This is a genomic window from Janthinobacterium rivuli (genome assembly GCF_009208735.1).
GTDB lineage: Bacteria > Pseudomonadota > Gammaproteobacteria > Burkholderiales > Burkholderiaceae_D > Janthinobacterium.
On record NZ_WFLJ01000019.1, the window covers coordinates 123,841 to 137,889 of the forward strand.

The 14,049-nt window shown below is 64.0% G+C and carries 12 protein-coding genes; 5 read left to right on the forward strand and 7 right to left on the reverse strand.

Annotated elements, in window-relative coordinates:
- Positions 1–76 precede the first annotated feature (76 nt).
- Both GCN78_RS23310 and GCN78_RS23315 read left to right on the forward strand, forming a co-directional pair.
- Positions 77–499 (forward strand): VOC family protein, encoded by a 423-nt coding sequence (locus tag GCN78_RS23310; RefSeq protein ID WP_152253820.1) that lies wholly within the window; start codon positions 77–79, stop codon positions 497–499.
- Between the two features lie 11 nt (positions 500–510).
- On the forward strand, positions 511–1,674 hold the full coding sequence (locus GCN78_RS23315; RefSeq protein WP_152253821.1) for a dipeptidase: 1,164 nt from the start codon (positions 511–513) through the stop codon (positions 1,672–1,674).
- A gap of 1 nt (position 1,675) precedes the next feature.
- On the opposite strand, the gene GCN78_RS23320 is transcribed toward GCN78_RS23315, so the two are convergent.
- The 7 genes from GCN78_RS23320 to xapA all read right to left on the reverse strand — a co-directional run bounded on the left by GCN78_RS23320 (position 1,676) and on the right by xapA (position 10,288).
- Positions 1,676–2,893 (reverse strand): nucleoside deaminase, encoded by a 1,218-nt coding sequence (locus GCN78_RS23320; protein WP_193316837.1) that lies wholly within the window; start codon positions 2,891–2,893, stop codon positions 1,676–1,678.
- Positions 2,894–2,897: 4 nt separating this feature from the next.
- Positions 2,898–3,305, reverse strand: a complete 408-nt coding sequence (locus tag GCN78_RS23325; RefSeq protein WP_101483994.1) for a cytidine deaminase — start codon at positions 3,303–3,305, stop codon at positions 2,898–2,900.
- A gap of 85 nt (positions 3,306–3,390) precedes the next feature.
- On the reverse strand, positions 3,391–4,713 hold the full coding sequence (gene deoA, locus GCN78_RS23330) for a thymidine phosphorylase (RefSeq protein WP_152253823.1): 1,323 nt from the start codon (positions 4,711–4,713) through the stop codon (positions 3,391–3,393).
- Positions 4,714–4,787: 74 nt separating this feature from the next.
- Complete coding sequence (locus GCN78_RS23335) at positions 4,788–7,169, reverse strand: aldehyde dehydrogenase family protein (RefSeq protein WP_413465232.1); 2,382 nt, start codon at positions 7,167–7,169, stop codon at positions 4,788–4,790.
- A 12-nt stretch (positions 7,170–7,181) separates the two neighbouring features.
- Positions 7,182–8,141: a deoxyribose-phosphate aldolase gene (gene deoC / locus GCN78_RS23340; RefSeq protein WP_071079274.1), complete on the reverse strand. Its 960-nt coding sequence runs from the start codon at positions 8,139–8,141 to the stop codon at positions 7,182–7,184.
- Positions 8,138–9,331 (reverse strand): phosphopentomutase, encoded by a 1,194-nt coding sequence (locus tag GCN78_RS23345; protein WP_152253824.1) that lies wholly within the window; start codon positions 9,329–9,331, stop codon positions 8,138–8,140. Before GCN78_RS23345 ends, deoC begins: the two co-directional genes overlap by 4 nt.
- A gap of 117 nt (positions 9,332–9,448) precedes the next feature.
- Positions 9,449–10,288 (reverse strand): xanthosine phosphorylase, encoded by an 840-nt coding sequence (xapA, locus tag GCN78_RS23350; protein ID WP_152253825.1) that lies wholly within the window; start codon positions 10,286–10,288, stop codon positions 9,449–9,451.
- Between the two features lie 400 nt (positions 10,289–10,688).
- Between xapA and GCN78_RS23355 the strand changes: the two genes are divergently transcribed.
- From GCN78_RS23355 to GCN78_RS23365, 3 genes are all read left to right on the forward strand, one after another.
- On the forward strand, positions 10,689–11,846 hold the full coding sequence (locus GCN78_RS23355; RefSeq protein ID WP_152253826.1) for a carbohydrate kinase: 1,158 nt from the start codon (positions 10,689–10,691) through the stop codon (positions 11,844–11,846).
- 1 nt (position 11,847) lies between these two features.
- Positions 11,848–12,777: a pseudouridine-5'-phosphate glycosidase gene (locus GCN78_RS23360; RefSeq protein WP_152253827.1), complete on the forward strand. Its 930-nt coding sequence runs from the start codon at positions 11,848–11,850 to the stop codon at positions 12,775–12,777.
- A 94-nt stretch (positions 12,778–12,871) separates the two neighbouring features.
- Positions 12,872–13,774 carry a LysR family transcriptional regulator gene (locus tag GCN78_RS23365; RefSeq protein WP_152253828.1) on the forward strand — a complete coding sequence of 301 codons (903 nt, stop codon included), beginning with the start codon at positions 12,872–12,874 and terminating at the stop codon, positions 13,772–13,774.
- The last annotated feature ends 275 nt before the right edge of the window (positions 13,775–14,049 follow it).

A 14,049-nucleotide genomic window follows, 5' to 3' on the forward strand; every position in this document is an offset into this window, starting at 1 on the left:
ACGGATGGTATTGAGACGGAACGCTACGCAAGATTGACAATCGAAGTTACTCCCCCTCAGCCATAGGAGTTTTCTGATGACCACGACTGCAAAAGCGACAACCGCGACGACCATCCCCTGCCTGCGCTACCGCGACGCGCCCGCCGCCATTGAATGGCTGTGCAAGGCGCTCGGCTTTGAAAAACAATTGATCGTGCCCGACGGCGATGGCGGCATCGCGCACGCCCAGCTCAGCTTCGGCAATGGCATGGTCATGGTGGCGCCGGCCATCGACAGCGACTATGGCCGCCTGATGAAACTGCCCGGCGACGTCGGCGGCGCCAACACGCAAAATTGCTACCTGGTCGTCAGCGACGCCGATGCCGTCTACCGCAGCGCGCGCGAAGCCGGCGCCGAAATCGTCCTCGACATCAAGGATGAAGATTACGGCGGACGGGGCTTCACTTGCCGCGACCCGGAAGGCCATGTCTGGAGCCTGGGCACCTACGATCCATGGTAAAACGGAGAACAATGATTATCAGCACCCTCACCGCCGCCAGCCTTGCGCTGATCGGCGGTTTCCTGTCCGCTCCCGTCCTCGTCGACGAGCACCTCAACCGTGTCCATCCCCCATCCGGCAAGGCCCCATCGACAGCTGCTCTGGCCCTGCACCAGAGCCTGTGGATCGCCGACCTGCACGCGGACAGCCTTCTGTGGCAACGCAATCTGAACCGCGACAGCCAGCGCGGACATGTCGACTTTCCCCGCCTGCAGCGGGCCAACGTGGCGCTGCAAGCCTTTTCCGTCGTCACCAAGACCCCGCGCAAGATGAATATCGAGCGCAATGGCAGCGACACCGACAACATCACGGCGCTGGTGGTGGCGCAAGGCTTGCCGCCCGCCACCTGGCACAGCCTGCTGGCGCGCGCCACTTACCAGGCCGACGAGCTGCGCCAGCAAGCGGCGAAAAGCCATGGCAAGGTGCGGGTCATCGGCAGCCGCGCCCAGCTGCGCAGCTTCATCGCGGCGCGCGAAAAAGACCCCGCCCTGCTGGCCGCCTGGCTGACCCTGGAAGGCGCGCATGCGCTCGAAGGAAAATTGGACAACCTCGATACCTTGTACCGGGCAGGTTTCCGCATGGCCGCGCCCACGCATTTCTTCGACACGGAACTGTCCGGCTCCCAGCACGGCTTGAAGAAAGGCGGATTGACGCCGCTGGGCAAGCAATGGCTGCGCGCCATGGAACAGCGCAAGGTGATCGTCGACCTGGCACACGCCTCGCCGGCCACCATCGACGACGTATTGACGTTGGCGAAACGCCCCGTGATGGTGTCGCACACGGGTGTGCGCGGCACCTGCGCCAATGGGCGCAACCTCAGCGACGCGCAATTGAAACGCATCGCCGCCCAGGGCGGCCTGGTGGGCATCGGTTTCTGGAATACGGCCGTCTGCGGCAAGGACGTGGCGTCCATCGCGCGCGCCATCGGCTACACGGTAAAACTGATCGGCGCCGAACACGTGGCCTATGGCTCGGACTTCGACGGCGCCGTCACGACGGCCATCGACGCCACCGGCTTGCCGCGATTGACGCAGGCCCTGCTCGACGCGGGCTTGTCGGAGGCGCAGATCCGCCGCGTGGCGGGCGAAAACGTGCGCGACTTTTTACTGAAAAACCTGCCCGACGACGACGCCTAGGCTAGCCTAGCGCCTGGACCAGGGCCGGGTTCGCCACCTGGCGCGGCCGGATGCGGATCAGCTTGCGATACAGCGGCGGCATCGTCTCGCACAGCGCCAGCAGCGCGTCTTGCGCCATGGCCGGGCGCACGTACTGAAATTGCGCCGGATTATTCTCCGGCAGCGCCCCTTCCATGGTGGAGCCGTAGGCACCCAGGGTCATGAAACTGGCGGCGCCATCGTCCGGACCGATGGCCAGCACGAAGGTGCCGTGCTTGGGGTGGCCCAGGTAGCTTTTGATCTCTTCCTGCAGCGCCGGCGCCGCATTCGCCATCAATTCAAAACGCAGCTGCGCGTACTGGCGCGTGCATTCCATGAACGGCGTGCGGATGGCCGATTGCGCCATTTTTCCCGGCATGCACAGCAGCAGGTTGCCGAAGGAATCGAGCAAGGCGGCCGCGTCGCCCTGGCCGCCATCGCGCACATCCTGCTCCATCGCCGCCTGCAGGAACGGCGCCAGGCCCGCATCGGGCGCATGCGGGTCGCAGCGGTAAGTCAGGGCGTCGGGATAGCGGCGGCGCAGGGCGCGCACCACGGCATGCTCGGACGGCAAGGTGGCCGGATCGCGCAGCTGCACGTCGTCGCCGGCGTTCAGCAGCTGCATCACCTGCGCCGATGTCGACTCGAACACGAGCGAGCACAGTGCCTGCGTCGCCTCGTGGATGCTCTTGCCGATGAAAAAAGATTTGGGCGCGGCGCCGGACGGCAGGCGCGCATACTCGGTGGCGCCGCGCACGGCCGGATAGCAAAAGCTGCGGCCGGCCTGTGCCTGCAACAGCGCCGGCAAGGCCGTGAAGGTGGCGGCGCCATCGTAATTGATGCCCGCCTTGACGTCGGGGGCGGCCACCACCACGTTGAAACCGGCGGCAAGAATCGCCCCCGTGCACATGCAGCAGGGGTCGAGCGAGGTGACGATGGTCAGTTCGCCCGGCGACGGCAAGGGCGTGCCCTTGGCCCGCTCGGCGAAATACCAGTCCACCAGCTGGCGCTCGCCATGCGCGGTGGGGTCGAACACCAGGCCCTGGCGCACGACGTTGTTGTGCATCGATTGCAGCACGTTGCCGGCGCCATCGAGCAGCACGCCGCCCACGCCGAAGGTGCCCTGCGTCTTGGCCGCCATGGCTTCGGCCGCGGCAATCGCCACGGCCGCCTGGATGTCGATCGTCTTGTTCAAGCGGATCCTGTTACTTCATGTCCAGGTCGGAATTGCCGAAGCCGTGCGGCAGCAGCCAGCCCGCCGTCACTTCCATGACATCGTTCTTCAGGTTCGTCAGGATCACCGGCAGGTCGGCGCCGCCCATCTCGAACATCACCTGGCGGCAGGCGCCACATGGCGAGATCGGTTCCGCCGTGTCGCCCGTGACGGCCAGCTTGGCGAAGTCGCCTGGTTTGCAGCCATGCGCGATGGCGCTGAAAAACGCCGTGCGCTCGGCGCAGTTGCACAGGCCATAGGCGGCGTTTTCCACGTTACAGCCACGGAAGACGCGGCCATCCTTGCACAGCAACGCCGCGCCTACTTTAAAACGCGAGTATGGCGCGTAGGCCAGTTCACGGCCGGCGTTGGCTTCGGCGATCAGTTCTTGGTTATTCATTTGATTATTTACCTGTAAAACCCGCAAAGGCCGGGGTCGTACCCTCAGGGTACGACCCCAGACCCTGCTTTGGGGCTAAAAATAGTTACGGACGAATCGTACGGTAAATCACCGGATTGGCCGCCAGCGCCACCGCGCCGATGGCATACGCTTCCTGGATTTCCCTGACGGCTTGCTGCGCCGCCGCTTCCGTGCGCGCGTGCACCATGGCCAGCGGCTGGCCGACAGTCACTTGCTCGCCCAGGCCCACGAGGTCCGTCAGGCCGACGGCGAAATCGATGCTGTCCGTCGGACGGCGGCGGCCACCGCCCAAGGCGACGACGGCCAGGCCGATGGCGCGGCAATCGCGCACGTTGGCGTAACCGGACGACAGCGCCGGCGCCGGCACGATGAACGGCGCCTGCTCCAGGTGCTTGTCCGGATGTTCGAGCAGGTCGGCCGGGCCGCCCAGGGCGGACACCATGCGCGCGAAGCGTTCGGCCGCCGCGCCCGAATCGAGGGCCGCCGTCAATGTCACACGCGCCTCCTCCTCGGAGACAGCCAGGCCGCCCAGCACCAGCATCTCGGCGCACAGCGCCAGGGTCACTTCGTGCAGGCGCGCGGGACGCGAACGGCCCGTCAGGTAATCAATGGCGCCGCGCACTTCCAGCGCATTGCCCGCGTACGGCGCCAGCGATTCGTTCATGTCCGTCAAAATGGCCGACGTCTGCATGCCCGCGCCATTGCCGACGGCGACGATGCTCTCGGCCAGCTCCACCGATTTATCGTAGGTCGGCATGAAGGCGCCCGTGCCCACTTTGACGTCCATCACCAGCGCGTCCAGGCCGGCCGACAGTTTCTTCGACAGGATGGAACCGGTGATCATGGCCACCGATTCCACCGTGGCGGTGACGTCGCGGATGCTGTAGAAACGCTTGTCGGCCGGCGCCAGCTGCGCCGTCTGGCCGATGATGGCCACGCCAACTTCCTTGACCACCTTGCGGAACAATACATTGTCCGGCACCGTGCAATAGCCTGGAATGGCGTCGAACTTGTCCAGCGTGCCGCCCGTGTGGCCCAGGCCGCGGCCCGAGATCATCGGCACGTAGCCGCCGCACGCGGCGACCATGGGGCCCAGCAGCAGGGAGACGACGTCGCCCACGCCACCCGTCGAATGCTTGTCGACGACAGGGCCCGGCAAGTTCAGCGCACGCCAGTCCAGCACCTGGCCGGAATCGCGCATGGCCAGGGTGAACGCCACGCGCTCGTCCATGTTCATGTCATTGAAATAGACGGCCATGCCCAGCGCCGCGATCTGGCCTTCGCTGACGCTGCCGTCCGTGATGCCGCGCACGAAAAACTGGATTTCCTCGGCGCTCAGCACGCCCTTGTCGCGCTTCTTGCGAATGATTTCCTGGGTTAACAACATGGAATAACTCCAATCATGAGATCTGGGGCCAGTCCCTGCGGATCTGACCCCAGCTTTGTAACGCTAGTGACTTATCAGACGCCGTAAGGTATCCACACGTTTTTCACTTGCGACGCATGCGCCAGCACGGCACGGCCACCGCTTTGCGCGGCGCTATACCAGTCGCGGCCCTTGGCGCCACCGACCCAGGTGCGCTTCAGGGTGCCGGCCGACAGGCGCTCGACTTCCGCGCAACCGTCAAGCGAGCCGTCATGGCGCCAGACGGCGTCGATGTCGGCGTGCGTGGCCAGCGTGCGCGCCAGTTCATCGGCGTTGCCGCTGATGATGTTGACGACGCCGCCCGGCAGGTCGGACGTGTCGAATACCTGGTACAGGTCCAGCGCGGAGAGCGGATGCGCTTCCGACGGCACCACCACCACGCGGTTGCCCAGCGCGATGGCCGGCGCCACCAGCGAAATAAAGCCCAGCAAAGGCGCTTCGTTCGGGCAAACGATGCCGATCACGCCGACCGCTTCATTGAGCGCCACGGTGATGCCCTTGGTGGGCGGCTGGTGTGCCAGGCCGTCGTACTTGTCGGCCCAGGCGGCATAGTAGAACAGGCGTTCGATCGAGGCCTGCACTTCCTTCTCGGGATTTTTACTGCCCGTCATGGCGGCGATGCGGGCAGCGAATTCGTCGGCGCGTGCGGCCAGGTTTTCCGCGATGTAGTACAGCACTTGCGCGCGGTTGTGCGCCGTGGCACTGGTCCAGCCGGACGCCTTGTGGGCCGCTTCGACGGCGTGGCGGATATCCTTGCGGCTGCCCACGCCCACCTCGGCCAGCAGGGCGCCGTTCACGCCAAAGACGGGCGCGCTGTAGGCGCTGTCGGGGCGTGCCTGCTTGCCGCCGATGTACATCTTGGCCGTGCGGTCGATGGCGAACGGATCGGCTGCCGCCGGCTTCGCATTGCCCTTGGCTTTCGCTTCCAGCACCGGCAATGCCGGACGCGCATCTTCGGCCAGGGCCGTCATGTATTCCAGCATGCCTTCGCGGCCGCCTTCACGGCCGAAGCCCGACTCGCGGTAGCCGCCGAAGCCGCAGGCCGCGTCGAACTGATTCGCGCTATTGATCCATACCACGCCAGCCTTGATGGCCGGTGCGATATCGAGGGCCAGGCTGATCGACTCGGTCCACACGCTGGCGGCCAGGCCGTACACCGTGTTGTTCGCCAGCTGCACCGCTTCAGGCGGCGTGCGGAAGCTCATGGCCACCAGCACGGGGCCGAATATTTCAGCCTGTGCCACGGCGGCCGACGTCGACGCGCCCGTAATCAGGGTAGGCGGGAACCACGAACCGTCGGCCGGCAATTCGCACGCCGGCTGCCATACGTCGCAGCCTTCGGCACGGGCCGAATCGACCAGCGCGGCGATGCGCTGGCGCTGTACGGGGTCGACCAGCGCGCCCACGTCCATCGATTTGTCCAGCGGCGAGCCGAGACGCAGGTTCTCCATGCGCGCGCGTACCTTGTTCAGGAAGCGTTCCTGGATCGATTCCTGCACCAGCAGGCGCGAACCGGCGCAGCATACTTGGCCCTGGTTGAACCAGATCGAATCGACCAGGCCTTCCACGGCGCCATCGAGGTCCGCGTCTTCAAAGACGATGAACGGCGACTTGCCGCCCAATTCCAGCGACAGCTTCTTGCCGCTGCCGGCCGTCGCCTCGCGAATCAACCGGCCGACTTCCGTCGAACCCGTGAACGCGATCTTGTCGACGCCAGGATGGTTGACGATGGCCGAGCCAACGCGGCCATCGCCGGTGACGATGTTGACCACGCCGGCCGGCACGCCCGCCTGCACGCACAGTTCGGCGAACAGCATGGCGGTCAGCGACGTGAATTCGGCCGGTTTGAAGACCACCGTGTTACCGGCCGCCAGGGCCGGGGCGATTTTCCACGACAACATCAGCAGGGGGAAATTCCACGGCACGATCTGGCCCACCACGCCCACGGCGCGGTAGTCGGCGAATTCTTCCGACTGCAGCTGCGCCCAGCCGGCGTGATGGTAGAAATGGCGCGCGGCCAGCGGCAGGTCGATGTCGCGCGTTTCGCGGATGGTCTTGCCGTTGTCCAGGGTTTCGAGCACGGCGAACAGGCGCGAATGCTTTTGCAGCAAACGGGCCAGCGCGTACATGACTTTCGCGCGGCCATGGCCACCCATGCCTTGCCAGACGGGCAGCGCGCGGCGCGCCGCTGCCACGGCGCGTTCGACGTCAGCATCGCTCGCTTGCGTCAGTTCGGCCAGCTGGCTGCCATCGGCGGGGTTGGTCGAGGCGAACAGTTCGGCCGGCTCGCTCCAGGCATTGTCGATGAACAAACCGAAGGTGCGCTGGTGGCCGTCGAGCCACGCCTGCGCTTCTTTTTGACTTTCGGGAGCAGGGCCGTAGTCCATAGTATTGAGAATCTCGTTAATTGTTGGCATGACGATTGTTCTTTAAGGTTGTGCGTGACGATGATTGGCCGAGTAGCTGCCGGTGACGTAGTGCTCGAGCTGGCGCTCGATGTCGGTCAGCAGGCTGGAAGCGCCGATGCGGAACAGGTGCGGCTGCAGCCATTCGTTGCCCAGTTCTTCCTTCATCAGGGTCAGGTATTGCAGCGCGCTCTTGGCCGAGCTGACGCCGCCGGCCGGCTTGAAGCCCACCTGGAAGCCCGTCTGCTCGTGGTATTCGCGAATCGTGCGCACCATCGTCAAGGCCACGGGGATGGTGGCGTTGACGCCTTCCTTGCCGGTGGAGGTCTTGATGAAATCGGCGCCGGCCATCATGCAGACCCACGACGCCTTGGCCACGTTTTCCATGGTCAGCAAGTCGCCCGTGGCGAGAATCGCCTTCACGTGCGCTTCGCCGCACGCCTTGCGGTAAGCCAGCATTTCGTCGTACAGCACCTGCCAGTTGCCGTTCAGGACGTGCTGGCGCGTGATGACGATATCGATCTCGGAAGCGCCGGCGGCGACCGACAGTTCGATCTCGCGCAGCTTCGTTTCCATGCTCGTCAGACCGGCCGGGAAACCTGTCGACACAGCGGCGATGGGCAGGCGGCCCTGGATGACTTTCACGGCTGGGGCGATCATCTCGTGGTACACGCACACGGCGCCGGTGCTCAACTGCGTCAAGCCCAGCGCGTCCATCAGGTCGGCGCGCAGCGGGCGCATGGCCTTCATGCACAGGCGTTCCACGCGGCCCGGCGTATCGTCGCCGCCCAGGGTGGTCAGGTCGATCATCTGGATGGCTTTGACCAGCCAGGCGGCCTGGTATTCCTTTTTCACCGTACGGCGGTTCGCCAGGCTGGCCGCGCGGCGGTCCGTCGCGGCGCGGTTGACGCGGATCTGGTTGATCCAGCCCAGGTCGAGGCCAACGGCCTCGTTACGCTTGAATTCGGGGTGCATGAGTGTCATAACAAGCTGGTTCCATTAGCAAGTGGTGGTACGCCAAGGTGCTTGGCGAGGGTTTGGCCAATATCGGAGAACGTCTCGGAAATACCCAGTGCGCGCGGGGCGACGCCGGGGCCGAAGAAGATCATCGGAATGTGTTCGCGGGTGTGGTCGGAGCCGTGCCAGGTCGGGTCGCAGCCATGGTCGGCGGTGATCACGACCAGGTCGCCTTCCTTGAGCTTGTCCATGAATTCCGGCAGGCGCGCATCCATTTCGCGCAGCGCGTCGGCATAGCCTTCGACGTTGCGGCGGTGGCCAAACGCCTGGTCGAAATCGACGAAGTTCACGAACGTGAGCGACTTGTCCTGCACTTCATCTGCCGTCTTCAACAGCGCTTCGAACAGCGCCATGTTGTCGACGCCTTTGACGACGCGCGAGATACCCTGGGTGGCGAAAATGTCGCTGATCTTGCCCAGGCCGACGACTTCGCCGCCCGCATCCTTGACGTGGTCGAGCAGGGTCTTGCTTGGCGGCGCGACGGCGTAGTCGTGGCGATTGGACGTGCGCGTGTAGTTGCCGTTGCTGCCGGTGAACGGGCGGGCGATGACGCGGCCGATGTTGTACGGTTCGACCAGCTTGAAGGCCATTTCGCACACTTCATACAGGCGTTCGAGGCCGAACGATTCTTCGTGCGCGGCGATCTGCATCACCGAGTCGCCCGAGGTATAGATAATCAGCTTGCCGGTGGCGACGTGTTCATCGCCATGCTTGTTGATGATGTCCGTGCCCGAGGCATGGCAGTCGCCGAGAAAGCCCGGCACGCCGGCCATGGCTTTCAGTTTGTCGGTCAGGTCGGCGGGGAACGATGGCGTGGTGCGGGGAAAATATCCCCAGTCGAATTCGACGGGCACGCCGGCGATTTCCCAGTGGCCGCTCTGCGTGTCCTTGCCGGTGGAGCGCTCGCGCGCCGCGCCGTAGGCGCCGGTAAAACCGTCGCGCTGGTCGAAGCCCGTGGCCCATTCGCCGCTGGCCAGGTGCGCGGCGGCGCCCAGGCCCAGGCGTTCCATGTTCGGGAGTTTCAAGGTCTTGCCGCTTTTGGCGACAGTGCTGGCAATGTGGCCAAAGGTATTGGCACCTGCGTCGCCATACTTGGCGGCGTCTGGCGTCGCGCCAAGGCCGAAGGAATCAAGCAGGAGGATAAATGCGCGTGACATGATAAGGCTCGCTTTAGGGAATGATGCGGGGTGATGCGGACAGTGTAGGCCGGATTTTGCCGGCCTGCCGCGCGGCAGCGCCGGTGGCCGGCGCGCCGCTACTGCGTAAAAAAGTGCTTAGGCTTGCGGTTGTTCAGCGACTTTGGCCAGGAAAGCGAGGATCAGCTTGACCAGGTCTTTCGCGCCGATGGCCGCGTATTTCAGGGTTTGTTCGTGCGACAGGGCGAATGGCGACATGCCTTCAGCCAGGTTGGTGATGACGGACACGCCCACCACTTTCAGGTCGCAATGACGGGCCGAGACCACTTCCGGCACCACCGACATGCCGACCGTGTCGGCGCCCAGGCGGGCCATCATGCGGATTTCCGCGGCCGTCTCGAAGTTCGGGCCCGGGTAGGCGACGAACACGCCTTCGTGCAGGGTGATGCCGTTCGAGGCAGCCGTGTCCTTGACCAGTTTGCGCAGGTCCGCATCGTAGGCGTTGGCCATGCTGAAGAAGCGCGGGCCGAAGCGGTCGTCGTTCGGGCCGACCATCGGCGTGCCTGGCAGCAGGTTGATATGGTCGCTGATGGCCACCAGGCTGCCGGCGTCCACTTCAGGGCGCAGGGAACCGGCGGCGTTGGTGACGAACAGCATTTCGCAGCCCAGCAGTTTCAAGGTGCGGATGGCGCTCGTCATCACGCCCATGCCATAGCCTTCGTAGAAGTGGCCACGGCCCTTCATGCAGACGACGGCGACGCCCGACAGGGTACCGACCACCAGTTCGCCGGCATGGCCATGCACGGTGCTGATCGGGAAGCCGGGCAATTCGTCAAAGCTGATGCTGACGGCGTCCGTCATCTGCTCGGCCAACACACCCAGGCCGGAGCCGAGGATCATCGCCACGCGCGGCTTGAAATTTTCAGGAGCGCGGGCACGGATGATTTCGGCGGCGTGGAAAGGGGTGTTGTTCGACATGGTTATCCTCTGATTGACTAATGATGATGGTTTGCTGCCTGCGCGGCAGTACAAGGCAAGATGCTGCGGCCCAGGTATCGGGTAAGTATGGTGTTACAGGTATATCGAAATGCGTATTGCCACTATTTGCCGCCACTATGCATCAAACGGAATATGTATGGCAAATACCATTTTTCTTGCCCATTTATACAATTCAAATATAAATGGCCGATATTATAGTCCAGGCAAGCACTCGCCCGCCAGCGGAGGCCACGCCCCGGCGATGCCCGGGAAATGCATGCATACAAGCTCCATACGAACACGTTTTGCACACGCTCCGTACGAGCTTGACACAGGCTTGACACCGATAAGACAAATGTTTACAGTTCCGAACAAATGTTTAATCCTTCAGCGAAACCCTGTGACCGATACCAATAAAAAAGACCAGCTGTACACGCTGATCCGCAACAACCCTTTCATCTCGCAGCAAGACCTGGCGAGCGAACTGGGCTTGTCGCGCTCGGCCGTCGCCGGCCACATCGCCGGATTGATCCGCGAGCGCCGCCTGCTGGGGCGCGCCTACGTGCTGCCCGACAGCCGCCCCGTGCTGTGCATCGGCGCCGCCAACCTCGACCGCAAGATGCGCACCCTGGCCACCCTGCAGATGGGCACCTCGAATCCCGTGCGCTCGGAGGAAGTGTTTGGCGGCGTGGGCCGCAACATCGCGGAAAACCTGGCCCGATTGTCGATTCCCGTCGCCCTGCTGACGGCGCTGGGCGACGACGCGGCCGGCCACGCCTTGCAGACGCACGCGGAAGACGCGGGCATCGACATGCGCGGCAGCCTGCATCTGAGCAACACCAGCAGCGGCACTTACACGGCCGTGCTCGACGAACATGGCGAAATGCTGCTGGCGATGGCCAACATGCAACTCTACGAACAGCTGACCCCGGCCTTTCTGCACAGCCGCCAGCCGCAGCGCGCCGCCGCAGCCCTCACCGTCTGCGACCTGAACCTGGGCCACGACAGCGTGCAGGCGCTGCTGGCCGACGCGCGCCAGGACGCCGCCCACGCGACGCCGCTGGTCATCGTCGCCGTCTCGCAGCCGAAGATGGCGCACCTGCCACAAGACTTGACGGGTTTGCATCTGCTGATCCTGAACCGGGGCGAGCTGGAAACGCGCGTGGCGCGCGCCTTGCCCACGGCATTCGAGGTGCGCGCCGCCTGCCGCGAAGTGCAGCGCCAGGGCGCGCGCCAGGTGATCGTCACCTGTGGCGGCGAGGGCGTGTACTTCACGGATGGCGACAGTCCGGACGCGCCTGTCGTCCACCTGGCCGCGCGCGAAGTGGACGCCGTTGACGTGACGGGCGCCGGCGACGCGTTTTCCGCCGCCGTCTGCTGGTCGCTGTACCACGACAGCAGCGATCTGAAACTGGCATGCCGGCGCGGCCTGAAGCTGGCCGCCATGACCCTGGAATCGGCTGCCACCGTCTCCCCCCTGATTTCCGCCGGCGCGCTCGACAACATCGACGACGCCGATCTGGCGCCCCCACCCCCTACCCTCTTTCAACAGGACTGACATGACCCAATTACAGAATTTCCTCTTGTTCTCGCAAGAAGTGCTAGCCGCGCGCGCGGCCGGCAAGGCCATCGTGGCGCTGGAATCGACCATCATTTCGCACGGCATGCCGTATCCGCAAAACGTGGAAATGGCGCGCGAAGTGGAACAGATCATCCGTGACGGCGGCGCCGTGCCGGCCACCATCGCCATCATCGGCGGCAAGATCTGCGTGGGCCTATCGCCCGAGCAGCTGGAACTGCTGGGCACCTCGCCCGACGCCATGAAGGTCAGCCGCCGCGACCTGCCGTTCGTGCTGTCGCAGGGCAAATTGGGCGCCACCACCGTGGCCGCCACCATGATCTGCGCGGAACTGGCCGGTATTTCCGTGTTCGTCACGGGCGGCATCGGCGGCGTGCACCGTGGTGCGGAAACGAGCTTCGACATTTCCGCCGACTTACAGGAACTGGCGCAAACGTCCGTGGCCGTCGTCTGCGCGGGCGTCAAATCCATCCTCGACATCGGCCTCACCCTGGAATACCTGGAAACCCACGGCGTGCCCGTCATCAGCGTGGGCCAGGAAGGTTTTCCCGCCTTCTTCACGCGCGAAAGCGGCTTCAAGGCCGATTTCCGCCTCGACACGGCCGAGGAACAGGCCGCCTTCATCGGCACCAAGTGGCAGCTGGGCTTGAAAGGCGGCGTGATCGTCAGCAACCCCGTGCCGGCCGCGCAAGCGATGCCCAAGGAAGAGATCGATGCCATCACTACGCAGGCGCTGCAGGAAGCCGATGCGGGCGGTGTGAAGGGCAAGCAAGTCACACCATTCCTCTTGTCGCGCATCAAGCAGCTGACGGATGGCCGCAGCCTGGCGACGAATATCGCCCTGGTCAAGCACAATGCGCAAGTCGGCACCGCGCTGGCCATTGCCATGCAGGCGGTCGTGGCACGATAATACGACTGCTGTAAAGAAGCGCGCGGCCTGTCATGGCTTGCGCGCCGTTCCCGCGCTGAGGTTCCCGCTTAGCATCAGGTAATGCAAGGAAAGCATGTCCATCGATCTGAAACAGTTAAAGTATTTTCTTGCCGTCGCCGAGGAGAAAAGCTTCAGCCGCGCCGCCGAGCGCCTGCATATCTCGCAGCCGCCGTTGAGCCAGCAGATCATGAAACTGGAAAGCGAACTGGGCGTGCGCCTGTTTGCCCGCACCACGCGCACGTTCGAGCTGACCGTGGCGGGCAAGGCGCTGATGAACGAGGCGGCCGAGTTGCTGGCCAAGATGCGCATGACCATCGACACCATCCGCCAGATCGACCGCGGCGAAGTGGGCCGCTTGCGCGTGGGCATCGTCGGCTCGGCCATGTGGGGCCCCATCCCCAGCCTGCTGGAAGAATTCCAGACCAAATTTCCCAGAGTCACCTGGACCATCCATGAATTCGGTCCCACGGTGCAATACGAAGCCTTGCGCGCCAAGCAGATCGATGTCGGTTTCTGGCGCGAACCCAAGCTCAACGATGACGACTTGCGCCACGATAATCTACGCCAGGAACTGTGCTTTCGCGAAAACGTGTGCGTGGCCGTCAACGAACACCATCCATTGGCCAAGAACACGGCGATCGAACTGATCGACATCGCCCACGAGCCGATGCTGACCCTGAACCTCGACAAATCCGCGTTTCCCCGCTACCTGGTGCAGTGCTGCATCAACGCCGGCTTCGAACCCGTGATTTTCCAGGAAGCGAGCGAGCCGCAAACCCTGCTGGCCATGGTGGGTGCGGGCCTGGGCGTGACCCTGGTGCCGGAAACGACCAGCCGCATCGGCTGGCCCGGCGTGGTGTTTCTGCCGATCAAGACCAATCCGCCGTCGGCCAACCTGTACATCAGCTACACCACGCTCGACGACGCTCCCGTCGTGCGGGCCTTCCTGAATATCATCAATCCCCCGGCTAGCTGAGCTGCGGCACCGCCTATTTATATGCACTGCATATAAATACATAAACAAAAACGTATTTGTCATACATATCTGGCATGATGCATAGTGATTCGGACGCCCATCGCGGCGCCGGTCCCGTGCTTGCCCTGCCCGTCCATTGACGGCGCATCCCAGCCCGCTCCGGCAGCCCCTTCGATGTTGTACTTATAAAAGAGACGGGGCGCGACTGTTGCATGAGCCTCACACTGTAGACAGAAATACATACAAGGCCAGCAATGATCTTGTGCAATACAGTG